Annotated in this window: 20 protein-coding genes; 11 read left to right on the top strand and 9 right to left on the bottom strand. The window is 53.9% G+C overall.

What is annotated here, in order from left to right; translation table 11 throughout:
* Window positions 1-20 precede the first annotated feature (20 nt).
* From OGV71_RS04965 to panD, 9 genes are all read left to right on the top strand, one after another.
* Entirely contained in the window at window positions 21-2,621 is a 2,601-nt protein-coding gene (locus OGV71_RS04965; RefSeq protein WP_286532774.1) for an outer membrane usher protein, read from the top strand.
* 16 nt (window positions 2,622-2,637) lie between these two features.
* Window positions 2,638-3,210, top strand: coding sequence for a fimbrial protein (locus OGV71_RS04960; protein ID WP_071696612.1), 573 nt, complete (start codon window positions 2,638-2,640; stop codon window positions 3,208-3,210).
* Window positions 3,211-3,225: 15 nt separating this feature from the next.
* Entirely contained in the window at window positions 3,226-3,816 is a 591-nt protein-coding gene (locus tag OGV71_RS04955) for a fimbrial protein (RefSeq protein ID WP_071696611.1), read from the top strand.
* Window positions 3,817-3,822: 6 nt separating this feature from the next.
* The gene (locus OGV71_RS04950) at window positions 3,823-4,398 is read left to right on the top strand and encodes a fimbrial-like protein (protein WP_286532771.1); all 576 of its coding nucleotides are present in this window, start codon (window positions 3,823-3,825) and stop codon (window positions 4,396-4,398) included.
* A 548-nt stretch (window positions 4,399-4,946) separates the two neighbouring features.
* A complete protein-coding gene (locus OGV71_RS04945) occupies window positions 4,947-5,705 on the top strand; it encodes a fimbrial protein (protein WP_257651223.1) in 759 nt (252 codons plus the stop codon).
* Window positions 5,706-5,922: 217 nt separating this feature from the next.
* The gene (locus OGV71_RS04940) at window positions 5,923-7,161 is read left to right on the top strand and encodes a fimbrial protein (protein ID WP_286532768.1); all 1,239 of its coding nucleotides are present in this window, start codon (window positions 5,923-5,925) and stop codon (window positions 7,159-7,161) included.
* Window positions 7,162-7,277: 116 nt separating this feature from the next.
* Window positions 7,278-8,069 carry a 3-methyl-2-oxobutanoate hydroxymethyltransferase gene (gene panB, locus OGV71_RS04935; protein WP_071696607.1) on the top strand — a complete coding sequence of 264 codons (792 nt, stop codon included), beginning with the start codon at window positions 7,278-7,280 and terminating at the stop codon, window positions 8,067-8,069.
* 9 nt (window positions 8,070-8,078) lie between these two features.
* Window positions 8,079-8,933 (top strand): pantoate--beta-alanine ligase, encoded by an 855-nt coding sequence (panC, locus tag OGV71_RS04930; RefSeq protein ID WP_071696606.1) that lies wholly within the window; start codon window positions 8,079-8,081, stop codon window positions 8,931-8,933.
* Window positions 8,934-9,027: 94 nt separating this feature from the next.
* Window positions 9,028-9,408, top strand: coding sequence for an aspartate 1-decarboxylase (gene panD / locus OGV71_RS04925; protein ID WP_000621526.1), 381 nt, complete (start codon window positions 9,028-9,030; stop codon window positions 9,406-9,408).
* A gap of 6 nt (window positions 9,409-9,414) precedes the next feature.
* Here panD and OGV71_RS04920 read toward each other — a convergent pair whose 3' ends face one another.
* From OGV71_RS04920 to OGV71_RS04905, 4 genes are all read right to left on the bottom strand, one after another.
* The gene (locus tag OGV71_RS04920; protein WP_071696605.1) at window positions 9,415-10,644 is read right to left on the bottom strand and encodes a polysaccharide deacetylase family protein; all 1,230 of its coding nucleotides are present in this window, start codon (window positions 10,642-10,644) and stop codon (window positions 9,415-9,417) included.
* Window positions 10,645-10,705: 61 nt separating this feature from the next.
* Entirely contained in the window at window positions 10,706-11,146 is a 441-nt protein-coding gene (locus tag OGV71_RS04915; RefSeq protein ID WP_003837482.1) for a PTS sugar transporter subunit IIA, read from the bottom strand.
* Between the two features lie 103 nt (window positions 11,147-11,249).
* Entirely contained in the window at window positions 11,250-12,020 is a 771-nt protein-coding gene (locus OGV71_RS04910; protein ID WP_003018647.1) for an ABC transporter permease, read from the bottom strand.
* Window positions 12,017-12,943 carry an ABC transporter ATP-binding protein gene (locus tag OGV71_RS04905; RefSeq protein ID WP_003837480.1) on the bottom strand — a complete coding sequence of 309 codons (927 nt, stop codon included), beginning with the start codon at window positions 12,941-12,943 and terminating at the stop codon, window positions 12,017-12,019. The genes OGV71_RS04910 and OGV71_RS04905 overlap by 4 nt, the downstream gene beginning before the upstream one ends.
* A gap of 108 nt (window positions 12,944-13,051) precedes the next feature.
* Between OGV71_RS04905 and can the strand changes: the two genes are divergently transcribed.
* Window positions 13,052-13,714 carry a carbonate dehydratase gene (can, locus tag OGV71_RS04900; RefSeq protein ID WP_003018654.1) on the top strand — a complete coding sequence of 221 codons (663 nt, stop codon included), beginning with the start codon at window positions 13,052-13,054 and terminating at the stop codon, window positions 13,712-13,714.
* A 93-nt stretch (window positions 13,715-13,807) separates the two neighbouring features.
* Here the strand turns inward: can and hpt are convergent, their stop codons facing one another.
* The 3 genes from hpt to cueO form a co-directional block, all read right to left on the bottom strand.
* Window positions 13,808-14,344, bottom strand: a complete 537-nt coding sequence (gene hpt, locus OGV71_RS04895; RefSeq protein WP_003018658.1) for a hypoxanthine phosphoribosyltransferase — start codon at window positions 14,342-14,344, stop codon at window positions 13,808-13,810.
* Between the two features lie 251 nt (window positions 14,345-14,595).
* Entirely contained in the window at window positions 14,596-16,251 is a 1,656-nt protein-coding gene (gene tcp, locus OGV71_RS04890; RefSeq protein ID WP_204584094.1) for a methyl-accepting chemotaxis citrate transducer, read from the bottom strand.
* Window positions 16,252-16,435: 184 nt separating this feature from the next.
* Entirely contained in the window at window positions 16,436-18,055 is a 1,620-nt protein-coding gene (cueO, locus tag OGV71_RS04885) for a multicopper oxidase CueO (protein WP_286532765.1), read from the bottom strand.
* Between the two features lie 153 nt (window positions 18,056-18,208).
* On the opposite strand from cueO, the gene OGV71_RS04880 reads away from it, so the two are divergent.
* Complete coding sequence (locus tag OGV71_RS04880; RefSeq protein WP_003018667.1) at window positions 18,209-18,556, top strand: YacC family pilotin-like protein; 348 nt, start codon at window positions 18,209-18,211, stop codon at window positions 18,554-18,556.
* A 33-nt stretch (window positions 18,557-18,589) separates the two neighbouring features.
* Here OGV71_RS04880 and yacL read toward each other — a convergent pair whose 3' ends face one another.
* Window positions 18,590-18,952 carry a protein YacL gene (gene yacL / locus OGV71_RS04875; protein WP_003018670.1) on the bottom strand — a complete coding sequence of 121 codons (363 nt, stop codon included), beginning with the start codon at window positions 18,950-18,952 and terminating at the stop codon, window positions 18,590-18,592.
* A gap of 174 nt (window positions 18,953-19,126) precedes the next feature.
* Window positions 19,127-21,724 carry a bifunctional aconitate hydratase 2/2-methylisocitrate dehydratase gene (gene acnB, locus OGV71_RS04870; RefSeq protein WP_003845763.1) on the bottom strand — a complete coding sequence of 866 codons (2,598 nt, stop codon included), beginning with the start codon at window positions 21,722-21,724 and terminating at the stop codon, window positions 19,127-19,129.
* Between the last annotated feature and the right edge of the window lie 284 nt (window positions 21,725-22,008).

Genomic DNA, 22,008 nt, shown 5'->3' with positions numbered 1-22,008 from the left:
TTAATACTTCGGATGCGCCAATGAAACAGCGGTCAACACAATTCAGGATAACATTCCTGACTCGTTTTATTGCCTTTACCCTCCTGTCCGGCAGTCTCTCTGCGCGGGCCGAAAATGAAACGCTAGAATTTGACAGCTCGTTTTTAATGGGGCCGGGCGCCAGCCAGGTCGATCTCAGCCGTTATTCCAACGGTAACGCGTTCTCCCCCGGCGTCTACGAAGTGAGCGGCTACGTCAATAACGATCTGGTGACCACGCTAAAAGTCGAATTTATTGAAACCGCAAAAGGTAAAACACAGGCCTGTGTAACGCCGAAAATGCTAAGCCAGCTGCATATCCGCATGCCCGATGATCTGCCCGACAATGCGCTGCTGCTAACCCGGGAAGACAGTGCGGACAGCTGCCTTAACCTCGCATTAGCGATCCCTCAGTCTACGCTCAACTTCGACGGCGGCGACCAGCGGCTGGACGTGGGCGTACCGCAAATATGGGTGCAAAAAGGCTTCGCCAGCTATGTTGATCCATCGCTATGGGATGACGGCGTTCCGGCCGCGATGCTGTCTTATAACGTCAGCGCCTGGAAAAGCCAGAACGACTACGGTGACGAAGACAGCGTGTACGCAGGCTTTAACGGCGGCATCAACCTTGGCGCATGGCACTTCCGCGCACAGGGTAACTACTCGTGGCAAAAAGACGGCAGCAGCAATATTGAATACCAGAACCGCTACGTTCAGCGGGATATTGCCGCGCTGCGTTCTCAACTGGTGATCGGTGAAGCCAGCACCAGCGGCGAAAGCTTTGATACCGTCAGCCTGCGCGGCGTACGCCTGTACAGCGAATCGCAGATGCTGCCGCCGCAGCTTGCCAGCTATGCGCCAACGATTCGCGGCGTCGCCAAAAGCAACGCTAAAGTGACCATCACGCAGAACGGCTACAAAATCTACGAAACCACGGTGCCGCCGGGGCCGTTTTCGATCGACGATCTTTCGCCGTCCGGCTACGGCGCGGACCTTGAGGTCACCATTACCGAAGCCGACGGCTCGAAGCACAGCTTTAGCCAGGCCTTCTCGTCGCTGGTGCAAATGATGCACCCCGGCGTCGGCAGCTGGGATATCAGCATCGGCCAGGTCAACGACGACAGCCTGCATGACGAGCCGGGCCTCGCGCAGGGCACCTTCTACTACGGCCTCAACAGCACCTTCACCGGCTTTAGCGGCATTCAGGCCACCGACAACGGCTATTTTGCCGGGCTGCTGGGCGTCGGGATGAACACCCTCGTCGGCGCCCTCTCCTTTGACGTGACGCAATCGCAGGCGGAGATCCCCGATGACAAAACCTACCGTGGTCAAAGCTACCGTATTTCCTGGAACAAGTTCTTCGCCCCGACGGACACATCGCTGAACATTGCCGCCTATCGCTATTCCACCAAAGATTATCTGGGGCTGAGCGACGCGCTGAGCATTATTGACGATGCCGAACACAGCAGCGGCGACAACGCTCGCGGCATGAACGACTACTCGCGAATGAAAAACCAGTTCACCATCAGCCTCAACCAGAGCCTGAAGGATGAGGATATCAACTACGGTTCGCTGTACCTCACCGGCAGCTGGGCCGACTACTGGGTGACCAATGATTCGCGCAGCAGCTTCTCCGCTGGCTACAGCAACAGCATCGGCTGGGCCAGCTACAGCATCAACCTGCAGCGTACCTACGACGAAGACGATAACCGCGACGATTCGGTCTACCTCAGCGTGACCATTCCGCTGGATAAACTGCTGGGCACCGACCGCGACAGCGGCGGCTTCCGTACGCTGAACAGCAGCGTAAGCAGCGATTTCGACGGCAGCAACCAGTTTAATACCAGCGCCAGCGGCTACAGCGCCGACAACCGCTGGAGCTATAGCGTCAGCACCGCGTACAACATGGAAAAAGAGGGCAAAGACCTCTCCACCGTCAGTTCCTACGTCAGCTACGACTCCAGTTACGGCAATATCGCCGCCTCGGCGTCGGCCAGCAACGACAGCTCGCGTCAGTATTCATTAAATACCGACGGCGGCTTTGTGCTGCACAGCGGCGGCTTAACCTTCAGTAATCAGAGCTTTGGCGACAGCGATACGCTGGTGGTGATCGACGCCCCTGGCGCGCAGGGCGCGCGCATCGACTACGGCAACAGCACCGTTGACCGCTTTGGTTACGGTATCGGCAGTTCATTAACCCCGTACCGGGAAAATATCGTCTCGCTTGATGTCAACGAGCTGGATAACGACGTCGAAATGAAGAGCACCAGCGCCACCGTGATCCCCAGACGCGGCGCGGTAGTGGTCAGCAAATTCGAAACCGACCAGGGGAAATCCGCCATTCTCAACCTGGTGCGCAGCGACCGCCAGCCGGTGCCGTTCACCGCCGAAGTGTACGACCTCAGCAACAACCTGCTGGGCACGGTAGGCCAGGGTAGCCAGGCCTTCGTACGCGGCATCGGCGAAAGCGGCGAACTTGAAGTGCGCTGGAGTAAGCAGAATCAAACGCAGCGCTGCCGCGCGCGCTACCAAGTGGCGTCGGGCAACGACAAGCAGATGGGTAAAACCATCGTCCTGGGCGCCGTGCCCTGCCAAATGCAATAAATTGCGAGGATCAAGGATGAGAACTTACCGCGTAATCCGCTCGCTGACGCTCGCCGCCGCGCTGCTGGCACCGCCGGGCTTCGCCACAACCCAGGGGTTAAGCCTGGATTTCACCGCGGTGATTGAAGAAACCACCTGCCTCATGAGCGTCGTCAGTCTCAATAACGCCTCGGTCAGCGGCAGCGGAACGCAATACGATCTCACTATTCCAAACTTCGGGATTGCCGAGCTGCTCAGCGCCACCGCCAGCACCGAGGCCAGCTTTAAATTGCTGCCGAAGGAGTGCAATAACGAGATCACCTCACTGAAGATGACCGTACAAGGCGTCACGCTGTCAAATACCCTTTTTATGCTGAAAAACACGCTAACCAGCGGCAACGCCGAAAACGTTGGGCTGGGCTTTAAACCGAACGGCAGCGATGAGGGCAGCCGCTTTAAGGTCGACGGCACGCAAAAAATCGACTGGAGCGCCGGCCAGATAGCCAACGGTATGGAGCTGAACGCTTTTTTCCGCCGCGCCAGTACCTCGCTGACCCCAACACCAGGCGACTTTCAGGCCAAGGCGCTCTTTACGTTTACCTATGAATAACCGAGGGCTGCATTGATGCGATATCTGTTACCGCCGTGTACCGCGCTGGTGCTGCTTCTGAACGCGGCGCCAGGCTTTGCGGGCTCTAACTCGCTGGAGTTAACGGTTTCCACCACCATTACGCCCTCAACCTGCCTGGCTACCCTGCACGACGACAGCGGCACGGCGAATACGACTGTAGATATGGGCGACGTCTATATTCCTCAGATCGTCAATAAGAGCAAATCGCGCCCCTTTTCGCTGGTGTTCAGCGACTGCATAGGGCTTGCCAAAAAGCAGGCGACCGTCACGCTAACGGCCAAAACCGGCTGCGACGGCGCCTCCGGCGGCGGTAACGGTTTTCGCAACGCGCTGAGCGGCAGCGATGACGCCGCTGGCGTGTCAGCGGAAGTCTGGACGGGGGCCACGCCTGAAGCCAGCGGCAGCAAGCAGCTGCGCTGCGCCAGCCCGGCGCAGCAGTTAATCGATCTCGCCGAAGCCAGCGATACCACCACCGTCGTGTGGCCGCTCAGCGCGCGCATCGTGCTGGCTTCGGGCAGCACGATTGCTGATTTACACACCGGCTCGTTTTCGACCCAGGGCCTGTTTACCATTACCTATGAGTAACGTGCGATGAGCAAACTATTGTGCGGCGCAGCGGCGGTTGGCCTCTTGCTTCTGTCCCCCCAGACCCAGGCCGATACCGACGTCGAAATCAAAGCCAACGTCGTCAACACCACCTGTCAGGTCTCGGTCGACAATAACGGGCTGGTCAGCCTCGGCTCCTGGGGCATCGACTATTTTGCCAGCGGCATCACCGCAGAAGATCTCTATAAAGGCGGCAGCACCTTCTACGTACACGTCAAAGACTGCATGCCGGTTAGCGGTAAAACGCCCTCAACGCTCATCGTCCATTTTTCGCCGCTGTCCGGCAGCTTCGCCGTGGGCTCGACGCAAATTTTCGCCAACGACGAAGCCGACGGTGCCAAAAACGTGGGAGTGGTCATTTTCTCGGTTAACGACGCCAACAACGTTTACAACGTGATGAATACCGACGGGACGCCGCGCAGCCGCTATGACGTTACCGCCGCCAACTACGCCGACAGCCGCTATTCGTTTTACGCCCGAATGCAGAAAATACAGTCTGGCCAATCCATCGTCAGCGGCCCGGTAAAGTCCAGCGTGCTGGTGTCGGTGTATTACGAATAGTGGGTTTTCTGATTTTAAAAAAGGTTAGAACAATGAAATGGATATCAACCAGCCAATACGATCAACGCCAGAACAGATTCTGGCAAACCACACGTCAAATGACGATATCAATACTGCTCGCAACATTGGCGTTTATTTCAGGCGAGGCTTATGCCATACAGACTTTTACCCTGGGGAATTATGTTCCCCCCTCGGACCTTAGCGGGCCATCAGGCAATGGCAACAAAGTACTCACCTACCCTGGCGGCCGTACCGTCTATTTCAGCCAGACACCAGAACTGGCACCCGCAAACGTCATCATCAACTGGAACGGATCTCACGGTTCCTCAAGTTCAGAGACTGATAGTCTTTTTTGTACCCAGTCAGATCAAGGCTCGGGGAATGGATCACTATCTGTAGAATCAGGACTCATTACAGCGGGGAGCTATGGCGGTGTTGCAATATTTAAAACCAATATTACAGGCCTCTATTTTTCACTCGCCTTACGTTCTTTTAGTTCATATGCACTTATTGTAACGGCACCAACGCTGCAAATCCGGGATGGTGTTATGAAAAATGTTATTTCAGTACAAGATAATGGCCACCTTTGCAGCCAAACTAACGAAACTGGCGATATCAACTACAAATCGATGGGCACTTTAGGGTTTTACGCAGCCATTACGTTTTACACCGACCAAACCTATACACCCGGAACTTCAACAATCAGCTTACTCAAAAGCGGTGATTACCACGTGCGCATTTGGAATGAAAACCCTGGCGCAGGAATTACCGGCTATTACCAGAATGTGACCTTCGATATCAGCGCCGTGACCGTCGCCGAGCCTACCTGCACCACCCAACCGGTCGCCAGCGGCAACAGCGTGAGCGGCTCGACCGTCAACCTGGGTAGCTACAGCCCGAACGATATCATCAACGGGGCAACCGCCGTGCCGTTTGCCATCAACCTGGGAGGCTGTAAGGGGCTGCGCAATATTAACGTCACGCTCGCATCCACCAACGTCGCAACCGATGCTACCCTGCTCGGCAATATTCTCACCCTTAACCACGCCACCGGCGTCGGGCTGGAAATTCGCGGCGCGGCCAATAACTACAGCACAGAAACGCTAATCATTCCGAACGAGAGCACCTCGGTATATAACGACCAGCGCGACACCGCGAGCGATGACAATATTTACGGCTCCAGTGAAAACGGCAAGGTGCAAACCCATACCCTGAATTTCCTCGCCACGCTTAAGCGCGACAGCAATCAGAAAATCGGCTCCGGTAACTTTAAGGCCAACGGCATCTTTACGCTGGATTACCCCTGAGCACTGCCCCGGCGGCCTGCCGCCGGGAGGATATTGAACGCGGTGTCGCCCCGAACGCCGGCATTACAAAAATACACAGGTTACATATTTAGCGACAAAGTGCTCGAACGCCGCGGACCTTGTTGTGTCATGATAAGAAAAATCTCAAGCCCACTACTGAGGGAAGAGAAAGCTATTACGGACAATAGCGTTATCGTAGACAAGCAAGGATATAACAATGGGAAGGAGCCCTGGCGTACCGTTTTACCGCCGCCTGATGGCCGTTTTACGCACGGCACTCATAATACTGCTGTTCTCTGCCAGCGCGCAGGCCGCAACGCAAACGTTCGTGCTGGGCGGCACCACCTACGCTTCGGACGGCGGGCCGGTTGGCGACGGTACGAACGCCTTCACTTACCCCAGCGGGCGAACCGTCTACTTCAGCCGCAGCGACACGCTGGCCCCCGCCAACGTCACCATCAACTGGAACGGCTCACACGGCTCGTCCAGCGGCAAAGACCGCCTGTACTGTACCTCGACGGGCGCGGCCACCAGCAACCATTTATCCGTCGAGTCCGGGCTGGTGCCCGCTGGCAGCTATGGCGGCGCAGCGTTATTTAAAACCAATATTACCGGCCTCTACTTCTCGCTCACGTTGCGATCGTTCAGCTCATACACCCTCAGCGTGACCGCCTCAACGCTGCCCGTCGTGGACGGAATCATGCACAACGTGATTACGGTCAAAGATAACGGCCATGTTTGTTCCGACACCAGCGGCAGCGGTATGCAATACAACAGTCTGGGCGGGCTCGGGTTCTACGCGGCCATCACCTTCTATACCGACCAAACCTATACGCCAGTCAGTTCGAAGATTAGCCTGCTAAAAAATGGCGACTATCACGTACGCATCTGGAACGAAAACCCCGGCAGCGGTATCAAAAGTTATTATCAAAACGTCACAATTGATGTCAGCGCCGTTAGCGTCAGCGAGCCGACCTGCACCACGCAGCCGGTTGCCAGCGGCAGCAGCGTCAACGGCACCACTGTAAACCTGGGCAGCTACAGCCCAAACCAGATTATTCGCGGCGCCGCCGCGGTGCCGTTTGCCATTAATCTCGCCGGCTGCCGCGGCCTGCGCAATATTAACGTCACGCTGACCACCACTACGCTCGCCAGCAACCGCACGATGCTCGGCAACATCCTGACCATGAACCAGGCCACCGGCGTCGGCGTGGAGATCAGCGGCGTCGCCAACGGCTATAGCCCGCAGATGGTACTGCTGCCTAACGACACCACCTCAGTCTATAGCGAGCAGCGCGATACGTCGGGCGACGACAATATCTACGGCACCAGCGAAAACGGGAAAAACCAGTCGCTGACGCTCAACTTTCTGGCCACGCTCAAACGCGACGGCAATCAGAAAATTGGCTCAGGCAACTTCAAAGCCAACGGTATTTTTACGCTCGACTATCCCTGATGACGCCCGAAAGCGCCATCAGGATGGATATGCCCACAAAGGGCTAACGTTCCGTCCTCTCTTCCCCTACAATGCGCGCATTGCATTCATACAATTTATGACCAACAGGGGTTATGATGAAACCAACCACCATCGCCTTGCTGCAGAAATGCAAACAGGAAAAGAAACGCTTCGCCACCATCACCGCCTACGACTACAGTTTTGCCAAACTGTTCGCTGACGAAGGCATTAACGTGATGCTGGTTGGCGACTCCCTGGGGATGACCGTTCAGGGTCATGATTCCACCCTGCCTGTGACCGTTGAAGATATCGCTTACCACACCCGCGCCGTCCGTCGCGGCGCGCCGAACTGCCTGCTGCTGTCTGACCTGCCGTTTATGGCTTACGCCACGCCGGAGCAAACCTTCGAAAATGCCGCTACGGTCATGCGTGCCGGCGCCAATATGATCAAAATTGAAGGCGGCGCATGGCTTGCTGATACCGTCAAAATGCTGGCCGAGCGCGCGGTGCCGGTCTGTGGCCATCTGGGACTAACGCCGCAGTCGGTGAATGTGTTTGGCGGCTATAAAATTCAGGGTCGTGGCGATGCCGGAGACGTTCTGCTGGCAGATGCGCTGGCGCTGGAAGCCGCAGGCGCACAGCTCCTGGTACTCGAATGCGTACCGGTTGAGCTGGCGAAACGCGTCACCGAGGCACTGTCAATTCCGGTGATTGGTATTGGCGCAGGTAACGTCACCGATGGTCAGATTCTGGTGATGCACGATGCGTTCGGCATTACCGGTGGCCACATTCCAAAATTCGCCAAAAATTTCCTCGCCGAAGCGGGCGACATGCGCGCCGCAGTACGGCAGTATATTACCGAGGTTGAATCCGGCGTCTATCCGGGTGAAGAACACAGTTTCCATTAAGGAGTCAACGTGTTAATTATTGAAACTCTGCCGCTGCTGCGCCAGCACATTCGTCGTCTGCGCCAGGAAGGCAAACGCGTCGCGCTGGTCCCTACCATGGGCAACCTGCACGACGGTCATATGAAGCTGGTTGATGAAGCAAAGGCTCAGGCTGATGTGGTGATCGTCAGTATTTTCGTTAACCCAATGCAGTTTGATCGAGTGGAAGACCTGGTGCGCTACCCACGTACGCTGCAGGAAGATTGCGAAAAACTGAACAAGCGTAAAGTTGATATTGTCTTTGCACCGTCAGAGAAAGAAATCTATCCGCAAGGTACGGAAGGTCATACCTATGTTGATGTTCCGGGACTGTCTACCATGCTGGAAGGCGCCAGCCGTCCGGGTCACTTTCGTGGTGTTTCCACTATCGTCAGCAAGCTGTTTAACCTGATCCAGCCAGATATCGCCTGCTTTGGCGAGAAGGATTTCCAGCAACTGGCGCTGATCCGCAAAATGGTAGCGGATATGGGGTATGACATTGAGATCGTCGGCGTACCGATTATTCGCGCCAAAGACGGCTTAGCCCTAAGCTCGCGTAATGGTTATCTGACCACAGAGCAGCGTAAAGTTGCCCCGGGCTTGTACAAAGTAATGAGCCATATCAGCGAAAAATTGCAGGCAGGGGAACGCGATCTGGAAGAGATTATCGCCATTGCTGAACACGAGCTGAATGAAAAAGGCTTTCGCGCCGACGATATTCAGATCCGCGACGCCGACACGCTGCTCGAGCTGACAGAAACCAGTAAACGCGCAGTGATTCTGGTCGCCGCCTGGCTGGGTCAGGCACGTCTGATCGATAATCAAAGCGTTACATTAGCCCAGTAGACAGGGGTTAAAAATCAGGCAATACTGCCTGAAAATTCTCAAAGCAGGTCAGTAGCGCCTGCTTAGCCAAGATAAACGACAGGGTAAAGAAGTTATGATTCGCACCATGCTGCAAGGCAAGCTCCACCGTGTAAAAGTCACGCAGGCGGACCTGCACTATGAAGGCTCCTGTGCCATCGACCAGGATTTCCTTGATGCCTCCGGTATTCTGGAAAACGAAGCGATTGATATCTGGAACGTGACCAACGGAAAACGTTTCTCAACCTACGCAATTGCGGCTGAACGCGGCTCCAGAATCATCTCGGTGAACGGTGCTGCAGCGCATTGTGCAGAGGTTGGCGACATTGTGATTATCGCCAGCTTCGTCACCATGTCTGATGAAGAAGCCCGCACCTGGCGTCCGAAAGTGGCCTACTTTGAAGGCGACAATGAAATGAAACGCACCGCGAAAGCCATTCCGGTACAGGTTGCCTGACGACCCTTACCCCTGCGGCTGATTGACTATCAGCCGCGACATCGTCTCCAGCGAATCCGTCCTTAAAATATAAAGCCTTTTCAATAAGAACGGATTATCTCCCGGCTTAACCTTCCCCCTCACCGTAGTGACCGCCATGTGAAATCCCGCGTCACCCGCCGCTTTTACCGCCGTGGCGTTATAACCGCCAAACGGGTAAGACAAATACAGAACGTGAGGATTGAACTGGGACAGCGCCCGGCGCGAGCGGGCGAAATCGAACAAAATATTGTGATAGCTGCGACTCAGCAGGATCGGTCGGCGATTCGCGTCAACCCGATGTAAAAAATGGGTATGCGACTGGAAGTCGAACACGTCCCGGATCTCGTTCAGTTCAGAGAGGCTCATAAACTGCAGCGATTTCGGATCCCATTTCTGCGGGTGGCGTTTGATGCGTGATGAGATGATAAACGCCGTGGCCTTCATACCATGTTGTTTCAGAATCGGGTAAGCATAACGACTTACCGACTTCAGCCCATCATCAAAGGTCAGCACCACCGCTCGGGCCGGGAGATTCATGCTATTGCGGATATAGCCTTCCAGTTGGTACATCGTCAACGTGGTGTAGCCGCGATCCTGGAGCCAGGCCATCTGGTTGCTGAAAGCGCGTACGGAGGTGGTGGTGGAAGTATGGCGAAAGCGGGTATTCTCTTCATCGCGCAAAATATGATGATAGGTTAACACCGGGATGCCGTTGTCTTCCTGCGCATCCAGCGCGCTAACATAGGCCAGTCGGCCACCAATGCGGATCTGGTACCAGGTCTGGTTGAGTCGGTCTTTAAGCTTGCTGATGACCGGATAACGCAGATTATCCGCCAGCACGCCAAACGGGGCGCTACCGACATCCGGAGCGTTATAAACTGGCGTATCTTTCCAGGTTACCAGGCTTTGGTTGCTGAGCGGTTTATTGAGATCGCCCAGACCATCATCGACTTTCTGCCGCCCCTGAACGGGCTCCAGATGCCCCTTATCAATAAACCCGGTGCCAAAGCCGAAGGTAAATTCGTAATAGTCTGCGGCAATTGGCTCAACGGCGAGGATCTGCCCGGCGCGAATATTCCCTACCGTCACCATTTTATTGCCAATCTGCGCCCATACGGCGGCGGCTTCGGTGGTTTGCATATAACGAGCAGGCAAAGCCGCAGCGACGCTGCCAGAAAACAGGAGCAACAGAACAAACAGAACGCGCATAACCATATGAGATAACCGAGGCGAGTAACCTCGGCTATTGTAGCAAAAGCCTAATCAATACCAATGATTAATACTCATACAAATCATGCTTCAACACGAAGGGGGGATTTTTTTGTTGTTGATGCCAGAGGCTGGATACTTCGGGGCCTCCAAGTGCGACGATGCAATCCCGAAACGCAGAACTACTCAGCGATTCCCGTGACGAAATCATTCGCTCAAGCAATGGATAGCTGATACCTGAAATCACTTCACACTGGGGATGTTTATGACTCATTAGCGACGCTACACGGTAAGGCGCAGCCCCAGCCATATCCGTCAGGAATACCACACCCTCACCTGAATCTGTAGCATGCAGAGCATGGCACATCATGCGGCTTAGCATATTCGAGCTGAGTCCACGCCAGAAACTTACAGCCTGACATTGGGCCAACGGGCCGTACTTTTTCTCCAGACGATGCAGCATATCCTGTGCCTTATCGTCATGACAGGTAATTACCCAACCTAACATTGCCTACCTCCTTAGCAGGCAAGTAGTTTATCAGTGTGATAAATCCGTAATGGTGACAAGCATCAAAAGTCTTCCTCTCCCAGGCATGGAGAGGAAGAAAGAATTAGCTGCGCAGGCCGCGTCCGCGCTGAATCAGGTACCAGCACAGCAAATAAAACGCAGCGATAAACACCACCAGCACACCAAACGTGGTGACCAGCGGAACATCATGAATCCCCAGGAAGCCGTAGCGGAAACCGCTAATCATGTAGACAATCGGGTTCAGATGCGACAGCCCCTGCCAGAACGGTGGCAGCAGCGTTAGCGAATAGAACACGCCACCCAGATAGGTCAGTGGTGTCAGTACGAAGGTTGGGATCAGGCTGATATCGTCAAAGGTTTTAGCAAAGACTGCGTTAAGCAAACCGGCCAGCGAGAACAGTACCGCCGTTAACATCAGCGTAAGCGCCACAAAGACCCAGGAATGCACCTGGAAAGGCACGAAGAACAGTGAAATAGCCGTTACCAGAATGCCTACGCACAAGCCACGTGCCACACCGCCGCCGACGAAACCGGCGATGATCACGTGCGTTGGTACCGGGGCGACCAGCAGCTCTTCAATATTGCGTTGAAACTTGGCGCTGAAGAATGACGATGCCACGTTCGCGTACGAGTTGGTGATCACCGCCATCATAATCAGCCCTGGCACGATAAACTGCATGTAGCTAAAACCATGCATTTCGCCGATACGCGAGCCGATTAGGTTACCAAAGATAATAAAATAGAGCGTCATGGTGATGACGGGGGGAACCAGAGTCTGAACCCAGATACGCATAAAGCGGTGGATCTCTTTCGCCCAGATGCTTTTCAGCGCCACCCAATAAAGCTGCATCATGCGCGATCTCCTTGTTTTTCATGAACCAGAGAAACAAACAGTTCTTCCAGTCGGTTCGCTTTGTTACGCATACTCAATACCTGAATGCCCTGCGCGCTCAGCTGAGAGAAGACGCTGTTAACCCCCTGTTCACGCAGCACCTCCACTTCCAGCGTGGAAGTGTCGACCAGCCGGTACTGATAACCGTCCAGTTTTGGCAGCGGACTTTTCGGCGCCAGATCGAGGATAAAGGTCTCGGATTTCAGCTTGGAGAGCAGCCCCTTCATCGAGGTGTTTTCCACCAACTCGCCGTGCTGAATAATGCCGATATTGCGACACAGCATTTCTGCTTCTTCGAGGTAGTGAGTGGTCAGAATAATGGTAGTGCCTTTGTCGTTTAAATCCTTTAAAAAGCCCCACATTGAACGACGCAGTTCAATGTCGACACCCGCCGTTGGTTCATCCAGGATGAGTAATTTTGGTTCGTGCATCAGAGCACGAGCAATCATCAGACGGCGTTTCATCCCGCCGGAAAGCATGCGCGCACGCTCGTTACGTTTTTCCCATAAATCGAGCTGCTTTAAATATAATTCGCTGCGTTTGACCGCCTCTTTATGCTCAACGCCGTAGTAACCCGCCTGGTTTACCACGATCTGCTGCACGGTTTCAAACGGGTTAAAGTTAAATTCCTGCGGTACCAGACCAAGCTGGCGTTTCGCGTTAACCGTATCTTTTTCGAGATCGTATCCGAAGACGCTCACCCGCCCGGAGGTTTTGTTCACTAGCGAGCTGATTATTCCAATGGTGGTGGACTTTCCTGCGCCATTCGGTCCCAAAAGCGCATAAAAATCACCCGCTTCGACTTGCAAATCTATCCCGCGTAACGCTTGAACGCCACCGGGATAGGTTTTTTTAAGTTGTTGAAGTTCCAGAGCAATGGTCATGGTTTTTTACTTACCTTACGTTCTGACATTTTATATATAGTTTAATTAATGCTGGAGTTACCCTATATTAGCCCATCGAATTTATCTGGCTTCGGGTCGTACAACTCCATGAAAGACATAGATACACTCATCAGCAACAATGCACTATGGTCAAAGATGCTGGTAGAAGAGGATCCCGGATTTTTTGAAACGCTGACGCATGCGCAGAATCCGCGTTTTCTATGGATTGGATGTTCCGATAGCCGCGTTCCCGCTGAACGATTAACCGGTCTTGAACCGGGCGAATTATTTGTTCACCGCAATGTTGCCAATCTGGTTATTCACACCGACCTGAACTGTCTCTCAGTCGTTCAGTATGCGGTGGATGTGCTGGAAGTGGAACATATTATTATATGCGGCCACTACGGATGCGGCGGCGTCCAGGCGGCGATTGAAAATAAAGAACAAGGGCTGATTGATAACTGGTTACTGCACATCCGCGATATCTGGTTCAAACACAGCTCACTGCTGGGCGAAATGCCGCAGGAACGTCGCATGGACACCCTATGCGAACTAAATGTCATGGAGCAGGTCTACAACCTCGGCCACTCAACCATTATGCGTTCAGCCTGGAAGCGCGGTCAGAAAGTTACCATTCACGGCTGGGCTTACGGTATTCATGACGGTCTATTACGCGATCTCGACGTCACCGCCACCAGCCGCGAAACGCTGGAGCAGCGCTATCGCCAGGGGTTGTCTAACCTGAGTCAGAAACACAGCAACCATAAATAATGTGACATTGCCGGGAGGCGGAGACGCCTTACCCGGCCTACAAACCTACGCCGTAGGTCTGATAAGCGAAGCGCCATCAGGCGCTCCCGCCAATTACTCGTCCAGCAGCACCACTTTGCCAACATACGGCAGATGGCGATAACGCTGGGCATAGTCAATGCCGTAACCGACCACAAACTCATCTGGAATAGAGAATCCGATAAATTCGACCGGAACATTCACTTCACGACGAGAAGGTTTGTCCAGCAGCGTGCAGATAGCCAGGGATTTCGGCTCGCGCAGGCTCAGAATTTCACGCACCTTGGACAGCGTATTGCCGGAGTCGATGATGTCTTCGACAATCAGCACGTCTTTGCCACGAATGTCTTCATCCAGGTCTTTCAGGATTTTAACATCACGCGTAGTAGACATTCCGCTGCCATAGCTGGATGCCGTCATGAAATCGACTTCGTGGGAGACATGCACTTCACGGCACAGATCCGCCATAAACATAAATGAGCCACGTAACAGACCAACCAGCACCATATCGCTGCCGCTGTCTTTGTAACGTTCATTAATCTGGCGCCCCAGTTCAGCAATACGCGCTTTGATCTCCGCTTCCGGGATCATCACTTCAACAGTATGTTTCATAAACCCTATAACTCACTGATTTTTATCAGTTGACACATCATGCAGATCGAAAGAAAGCGCTTACGTTGATACACCGACTGACAGACGGCGACCCGCTCTAACCACAAAACTTGCGACAGCATACAAACAATTCAGTTGATGAAGTATACCAGTAAAGAGAGCGGGTTCCTCTGATAGTTCACAGGAGAACCCGTTTGCGTCGTTTTTTGTATGCTTATTAAGCAAAACCTGGTTCGCACGACAGCATGTGGCTAAAACGTTTCCCAATGCGGGTCTTGTGTCGTACTCCCCGCAGAGGTTGCTTGCGGAGCATCCTTAGGCGGTTTCCGATGCTCACTGTTGGAGGTATCGCGTGTGATGCGAAATGCTGCCACGGCCAGGCGTAACTGTTCAGCTTGTTGTTCCAACGAAGCAGCGGCGGCGGCAGACTCTTCTACCAGCGCGGCGTTTTGTTGTGTGACACTGTCCATCTGCGAGACCGCGAGACTCACCTGCTCAATCCCCCGGCTCTGTTCCTCTGAGGCTGAGGCGATTTCCCCCATGATGTCCGTCACGCGGGTGACCGCAGCGACAATCTCTTTCATCGTTTTACCCGCGTCCGACACCTGCTGAGATCCCATCCCCACGCTGTGAGTTGAGTTATCAATCAACGCTTTGATCTCTTTGGCTGCCTGAGCGCTACGGCTTGCCAGAGTACGGACTTCACCCGCTACAACAGCAAATCCTCGTCCCTGCTCTCCTGCTCTGGCTGCCTCAACCGCCGCGTTGAGCGCCAGGATATTGGTCTGGAAAGCAATACTGTCGATGACGCTGGTGATCTGCGCAATTTGCTGTGAACTACCGGCAATTTCACTCATCGTGTGCACGACAGTATCAACAACCCGTCCACCACGCGCGGCAGTATCAGACGCATTCTTAGCCAGTTGAGTCGCCTGTTTCGCATTGTCCGTATTTTGCTTCACGGTTGCAGTAAGCTGTTCCATGCTGGCGGCAGTCTCTTCAAGTGAAGCAGCCTGCTGCTCGGTACGCGAAGACAGATCGTTGTTACCTGACGAGATTTCCGCTGCACCGCTATGAATCGTTTCTGAGCTGTTACGCACCGACGTGACTGTCGAAATCAGCGACTGTCGCATTTCATCTAACCCCGTCGCCAAACGCCCCATTTCATTACGTCCCTGGACGTCGAGTTGATGGGTCAAATTACCGCGGGTAATAATGCGGATATGCTCCATAATCTGCGCCAGGGGTTTAAGCAGCATATGCTGCAACCCACTCCAGATCATGCCCAAAACGATGAGCACAGCGACGACAATCGCCCCTAATGTCCATTGCATGCGGGTAAAGCTGTGCTGATTCTCCGCCGCCGCGTGCTGAAGCAATGCGTTATTTTCGTTACGCCACTGGTCATAGCTGGCTTCCATTTCATCTTGCGCCTTCTGAGCATCAAGATCGCCATAGGCCTGATAGTTATTTGCGCGCAGATACTCTATCGATAACGCCATCACGTCGTGCATCTGCCGATACTGTTTTTCCATTTCAGATGCAATTTGCGGATTCTGCCCCGACACCTGCGGCAATGACTGATAATGCGCGAAGTATCCCTCAGCCTTCTTCATCGACTCACTCGCCGTTTTTAGCAAAGTATCAATTGCCGCCAGTGAGGCCGGATCGCGTTGGTTCTTTAAGAAACGAATTGCTACGCGGGTTACCGTTACCCGGGTTTTAATCAGCGTATTGACGCTATCACTCAGATTTTCCTGTTGGGCATTCAGGGTGCCTGAGTTCTGGAAATTATGGCGATCATTGTTTACTGCAGAATAAAAAAAACTTCCTGTCACGGCCTGTAGCAAACAGAAAATGGCGAGAACCAGAAGAATGCCGGTAATAACGCGCACATTTTTAATCATAGTATTTCATCCATTGAACTCACATTGGGTACCCAATGATTATCGGCTCTAAAGGCGATTACTTTATGTGCAATAGCAGAATTTGCAGGAGGTGGGAGTCGTGCGATGAAACACTGTAAAGAGACTGTGTCTCATCCGGCTTACGAGAGATTTCTGCAGGCCGGATAAGCACAGCGCGATTTGTTTAGACGGTGAAGCCGAGCATCATCCCGGTATCTTCATGCTCTAACAGATGGCAGTGCGCCATATAGGCATGCTCCTTTGGCGCGTCATGGTCAAACTTAACCAATACCTCGCTCACGCCGCCTTCTACCCGCACCGTGTCCTTCCATCCCGCACGGTGTGCGGCAGGCGCTTTGCCATTCTCAGACAGAATGCGGAACTGCGTGCCGTGAATGTGGAACGGATGCAGCATCATGTCGCCCTGACCGGAAATCACCCAGCGTTCATGCTGCCCTTTTGCCGCGGCAAACATCGGTTTATTCATATCAAACGCCTGACCATTAATCCGGTTGGCATTATGGAAATCAAACGATCCGCCATGCTTCATGTTGCCCATGTTGCCATGCTGCATATTCCCCATCTCACCGTGGTTCATATTGCCATGATTCATATTGCCGTGGTCCATATTGTCATTATTCATATGGCCCATCATCTTTCCATGATCCATACCCGCCATGGCCTGACCGCCGAATTTCTTCATCAGCATTTGCATGCCCATCATATCGAGCATCGGATCCATCGACAGCTGCAGCTTGCGCACCGTCAGACCTTCCAGTGACGGCAGCGATGGCATGGATGTCAGCGTATCCGGCAGCGTGCCGGAAGCGGTAATCAGCAGCGGCTGAACGCGCATCACCGGGTGCGGCTTATCAAATGGCGCAATTGCCATCCCCATCTGGCTGACCGGCAGAGTGACCAGATCAAAAGCTTTGCCGTCACTGACATCCACCAGCACTTCAAAGCGCTCGCCCATCAGCATAGGAAGCTCGGTCACTTTTACCGGTTCCGCCAACAGTCCACCGTCGCTGGCAATGACGTACAAAGGACGATTGTCGCTGGCCGCAATGTTCAGCGAGCGCGCGTTACAACCATTCAACAGACGCAGGCGCAGCCAGCCGCGCGGTGCGGCATGCTGAGGATAAATCGCCCCGTTGGTCAGCAGCGTATCGCCAAACCAGCCTACTGCGGCGGTCATGATGTCCAGTTGATAATCAACCTGCCCATCAGCAGAGAACTGTTTGTCCTGAATAATTACCGGCACATCATCAATTCCCCACTGCTTAGGCAGCATCAGCTTGCGAATCTCTTCGTCTTCAATCAGCACCAGTCCGGCCAGCCCCATCGCTACCTGATGACCGGTCTTTCCATGCTGATGAGGGTGGAACCAGCAGGTTGCCGCGCGCTGATCCGGCGTGAAGGTCACTGAACGTTTCCCGCCCGCCGGGATTATGCCTTGCGGCCCACCGTCGACTTCACCGGGGATTTCCAGCCCGTGCCAGTGCAACGTCGTCTCTTCGGCAAGCTGGTTATGGATATCCACGGTCACCGATTGCCCTTTGTTCAGCTTGACCGCAGGTCCGAGTAAATTGCCGTTATATCCCCAGGTCGTCGCTGTTTTACCAGCAAAACTCGACTGTCCGGCTTGCACCACCAACTGCATGCGATTAGATGCATCCGCGGTTAGCAGATTAGGAATGGGCAATGCAGGGCGGTCTGCGGCAAATACGCTCCGGCTCCACAGAGGTAACGCTGACGCTACGCCCAGCGCCACGGAGTACTTTAAAAAATCACGACGTTGCATAATCACTTCCTTATATTCAGCAGCTTAAGCAGGCTATCTTTTAAGCATAAGCCTTCCCCTTACGGGAAGGTCAAGTGAACGGCTAATAATAAAGGTCGTCGCTTCGCTCGCAGTATGCTAACGTTTAAATTCCGTGATGCAGTGGTAGAAGCAATGAAGACGTTTTTCAGAACAGTTTTGTTCGGCAGCCTGATGGCCGTATGCGCAAACAGCTACGCGCTCAGCGAGTCCGAAGCCGAAGATATGGCCGATTTAACGGCAGTTTTTGTTTTTCTGAAAAATGACTGTGGATACCAGAATTTGCCTAATGGGCAGATCCGTCGCGCACTGGTCTTTTTTGCCCAGCAAAACCAGTGGGACCTGAGTAATTACGATACCTTCAATATGAAAGCGCTGGGTGAAGACAGCTACCGCGATCTCAGCGGTATCGGCATCCCCACGGCAAAGAAATGCAAAGCACTGGCGCGTGATTCTCTGAGCCTGTTGGCCTACGTGAAGTAACAGACATAGCGGAGCCCGCTGGCTCCGCATGAATTAACGCTGTTGCACAAATTCGCGGTATGCCGCCACAACCTGAAGAAAGTCCTCTACACCACAAAGCGAAAAACTTTCTTCGTCGTAATAGCTCATCCCTTCTTCCATCTCATCTCCAGAGAACTCCAACTGATTAGCGCGAACCATCACTTCTTCGCCATCCAGCCAGAGCGTGTATTCATGCCCTGCTCGCTGCCAGGAGCGCTCACTGCCCTTAACCGCACGCGCCGCCTGTTCCACTTCATCAAGTAAGGCCAGGTTTTCTTTCACTTCTTCATTAAACCAGTGCCCCACCACCTCGTGGCCCATGGACATACGCACTTTTACCACCCCGGTAATATCGCGCAGAAATTCGTAATCCATAATGTCTTCCTCTACTCCCGGCAATGCGCCAATACCGCATCGCGCCTTGTTGTAATTATCGCAGCAGCGCGGCAGAAAAAAAGCGTAGTGGGTATAAGGAATAGAAATAAAAATGCCCGGAGAAGCAGACTTCTCCGGGCATTGATGTGTTTTTACACAAAACGCGTTAGCGCATTACACCGCGGTCTGGAAAATCACACCATCGGCTTTCTCCGTATACTGAGAGAGCTGGTCGAAGTTCAGATAACGGTAAGTATCCACGGCAGTTTTATCCACCTGCGCCACATAGGTCTGGTACTCTTCCGCCGTCGGCAGTTTGCCGATCAGCGCCGCAACCGCCGCCAGCTCCGCAGAAGCCAGGTAGACGTTTGCCCCGGTACCTAAACGGTTCGGGAAGTTACGAGTAGAGGTCGAGACAACCGTTGCGCCGTCGGCGACACGCGCCTGGTTACCCATGCACAGAGAGCAGCCTGGAATTTCGATACGCGCACCGCTCTTACCGAACACGCTGTAATAACCTTCTTCGGTCAGCTGTGCCGCATCCATACGGGTTGGCGGAGCCACCCACAGACGCGTCGGCAGTTGGCCTTTGTGCGCATCCAGCAGCTTACCAGCGGCACGGAAGTGGCCGATGTTAGTCATACAGGAGCCGATGAACACTTCGTCGATCTTCTCACCCTGTACGTCAGACAGCAGACGCGCGTCGTCCGGATCGTTCGGTGCACACAGGATTGGTTCTTTGATGTCAGCCAGGTCAATGTCGATCACCGCCGCGTATTCTGCGTCAGCGTCGGCTTCCAGCAACTGCGGATCCGCCAGCCATTTTTCCATGCCCTGCACACGACGTTCCAGCGTACGGCGATCGCCGTAACCTTCCGCGATCATCCACTTCAGCAGAACGATGTTAGAGTTCAGATACTCAACGATCGGCTCTTTGTTCAGCTTGATGGTACAGCCCGCAGCAGAACGCTCTGCGGAAGCATCGGTCAGTTCGAACGCCTGCTCCACTTTGAGATCCGGCAGACCTTCGATTTCAAGGATGCGGCCAGAGAAGATGTTCTTTTTACCTTTCTTCTCAACGGTCAGCAGACCCTGTTTGATCGCGTACAGCGGAATGGCGTGAACCAGGTCACGCAGAGTGATACCCGGCTGCATTTTACCCTTGAAGCGCACCAGTACCGATTCCGGCATATCCAGCGGCATCACGCCGGTCGCTGCAGCAAACGCCACCAGGCCAGAACCTGCCGGGAAGGAGATCCCAATAGGGAAACGGGTATGGGAGTCACCACCGGTACCTACGGTATCCGGCAGCAGCATACGGTTCAGCCAGGAGTGGATAACACCATCGCCCGGACGCAGGGAAACACCACCACGGTTCATGATGAAGTCTGGCAGCGTGTGGTGCGTGGTCACGTCAACCGGCTTCGGATAGGCGGCAGTGTGACAGAAGGACTGCATCACCAGGTCAGCTGAGAAGCCCAGGCATGCCAGGTCTTTCAGTTCGTCACGGGTCATTGGGCCGGTGGTATCCTGAGATCCCACAGAGGTCATCTTCGGTTCGCAGTACGCGCCCGGACGGATACCTTTCACGCCGCAGGCGCGGCCAACCATTTTCTGTGCCAGGGAGAAGCCACGGCTGCTTTCCGCCACGTCTTTCGCCTGACGGAAGACGTCTGAGTGCGGCAGACCCAACGCTTCGCGCGCTTTGGTGGTCAGGCCACGACCGATGATCAACGGAATACGACCACCGGCACGTACTTCGTCGATCAGGACATCGGTTTTCAGCTCAAAGCTTGCCAGCAGTTCGCCTGTTTCGTGGTTGCGTACTTCGCCTTTGAACGGGTAAACGTCAATCACGTCGCCCATGTTCATGTTCGACACGTCCACTTCAATCGGCAGTGCGCCCGCATCTTCCATGGTGTTGAAGAAGATAGGTGCAATTTTGCCGCCGAGGCACAGGCCGCCGCCGCGCTTGTTCGGCACATGAGGAATGTCGTCACCCATGAACCACAGCACGGAGTTGGTCGCGGATTTACGCGAAGAACCGGTACCGACAACATCACCCACATAAGCCAGCGGGTAACCTTTTTTCTGCAATTCTTCGATCTGTTTGATCGGGCCAACTACGCCCGGCTGATCCGGTTCGATACCTTCACGGGCGTTTTTCAGCATCGCCAGCGCGTGCAGCGGGATATCCGGGCGGGACCATGCGTCCGGTGCCGGAGAGAGGTCATCGGTGTTGGTTTCACCGGTCACTTTAAAGACGGTAACGGTGATTTTTTCAGCCAGAGCCGGACGGTTCAGGAACCATTCGGCATCGGCCCAGGATTGCATTACCTGCTTCGCATATTCGTTGCCAGCTTTGGCTTTTTCTTCCACATCGTAGAAGTTATCGAACATCAGCAGCGTTGAAGAGAGCGCTTTGGCGGCAATCGGTGCCAGTTTGGCGTCATCCAGCGCGTCGATCAGCGGATGAATGTTGTAACCACCCTGCATGGTGCCCAGCAGTTCAATGGCTTTTTCTGGAGTAACCAGCGGGGAGGTGGTGTCGCCTTTCGCGACGGCAGCGAGAAAACCAGCTTTAACATAAGCGGCTTCATCTACGCCAGGAGGAACACGGTTGATCAACAGGTCTAACAGGAATTCTTCTTCGCCCACAGGCGGGGTCTTCAGCAGCTCGACAAGTGCGGCCATTTGGGTTGCGTCTAAAGGTTTTGGCACAATCCCCTGGGCAGCACGCTCAGCTACGTGCTTACGGTATTCTTCTAGCACGACGATATCTCCTCGCTCTCATTGTCATAATGCGGCGCTTTTGTAGATGGGCGATTCTCTTCACGCTCCTGTGAGACAGTAGTTAGTAGGGTAAATGCCCGGTACCGCATAAGGCACAATAACAGGATTTTCATTAAGTGTTAATCCGTTTACAAAAAAGCAACATAAAAAATTGGCTGAATCGTTAAGAATGGTGTAGCGGCAAGGCGGAACGCAATTCAGGCTACCTAAAACCACCCTGAAACGGTTGATTTTCAAGCGCGAGATGCTGAATTTTCCAGCGA

The organism is Citrobacter sp. Cf088, from assembly GCF_030334295.1.
GTDB lineage: Bacteria > Pseudomonadota > Gammaproteobacteria > Enterobacterales > Enterobacteriaceae > Citrobacter > Citrobacter freundii.
Note: the sequence above shows the minus strand (reverse complement) of the source record. Positions and strands in the feature narration are given on the sequence as shown.

Coding starts and splice junctions, on each gene's coding strand:
- OGV71_RS04955 (WP_071696611.1), top strand. CDS start 3,226: ATGCGATATCTGTTACCGCCGTGTACCGCGCTGGTGCTGCTTCTGAAC.
- panD (WP_000621526.1), top strand. CDS start 9,028: ATGATTCGCACCATGCTGCAAGGCAAGCTCCACCGTGTAAAAGTCACG.
- OGV71_RS04965 (WP_286532774.1), top strand. CDS start 21: ATGAAACAGCGGTCAACACAATTCAGGATAACATTCCTGACTCGTTTT.
- OGV71_RS04910 (WP_003018647.1), bottom strand. CDS start 12,020: ATGATGCAGCTTTATTGGGTGGCGCTGAAAAGCATCTGGGCGAAAGAG.
- tcp (WP_204584094.1), bottom strand. CDS start 16,251: ATGATTAAAAATGTGCGCGTTATTACCGGCATTCTTCTGGTTCTCGCC.
- OGV71_RS04905 (WP_003837480.1), bottom strand. CDS start 12,943: ATGACCATTGCTCTGGAACTTCAACAACTTAAAAAAACCTATCCCGGT.
- OGV71_RS04880 (WP_003018667.1), top strand. CDS start 18,209: ATGAAGACGTTTTTCAGAACAGTTTTGTTCGGCAGCCTGATGGCCGTA.
- cueO (WP_286532765.1), bottom strand. CDS start 18,055: ATGCAACGTCGTGATTTTTTAAAGTACTCCGTGGCGCTGGGCGTAGCG.
- OGV71_RS04945 (WP_257651223.1), top strand. CDS start 4,947: ATGAAAAATGTTATTTCAGTACAAGATAATGGCCACCTTTGCAGCCAA.
- can (WP_003018654.1), top strand. CDS start 13,052: ATGAAAGACATAGATACACTCATCAGCAACAATGCACTATGGTCAAAG.
- panB (WP_071696607.1), top strand. CDS start 7,278: ATGAAACCAACCACCATCGCCTTGCTGCAGAAATGCAAACAGGAAAAG.
- OGV71_RS04950 (WP_286532771.1), top strand. CDS start 3,823: ATGAGCAAACTATTGTGCGGCGCAGCGGCGGTTGGCCTCTTGCTTCTG.
- OGV71_RS04960 (WP_071696612.1), top strand. CDS start 2,638: ATGAGAACTTACCGCGTAATCCGCTCGCTGACGCTCGCCGCCGCGCTG.
- OGV71_RS04915 (WP_003837482.1), bottom strand. CDS start 11,146: ATGTTAGGTTGGGTAATTACCTGTCATGACGATAAGGCACAGGATATG.
- OGV71_RS04940 (WP_286532768.1), top strand. CDS start 5,923: ATGGGAAGGAGCCCTGGCGTACCGTTTTACCGCCGCCTGATGGCCGTT.
- OGV71_RS04920 (WP_071696605.1), bottom strand. CDS start 10,644: ATGGTTATGCGCGTTCTGTTTGTTCTGTTGCTCCTGTTTTCTGGCAGC.
- hpt (WP_003018658.1), bottom strand. CDS start 14,344: ATGAAACATACTGTTGAAGTGATGATCCCGGAAGCGGAGATCAAAGCG.
- yacL (WP_003018670.1), bottom strand. CDS start 18,952: ATGGATTACGAATTTCTGCGCGATATTACCGGGGTGGTAAAAGTGCGT.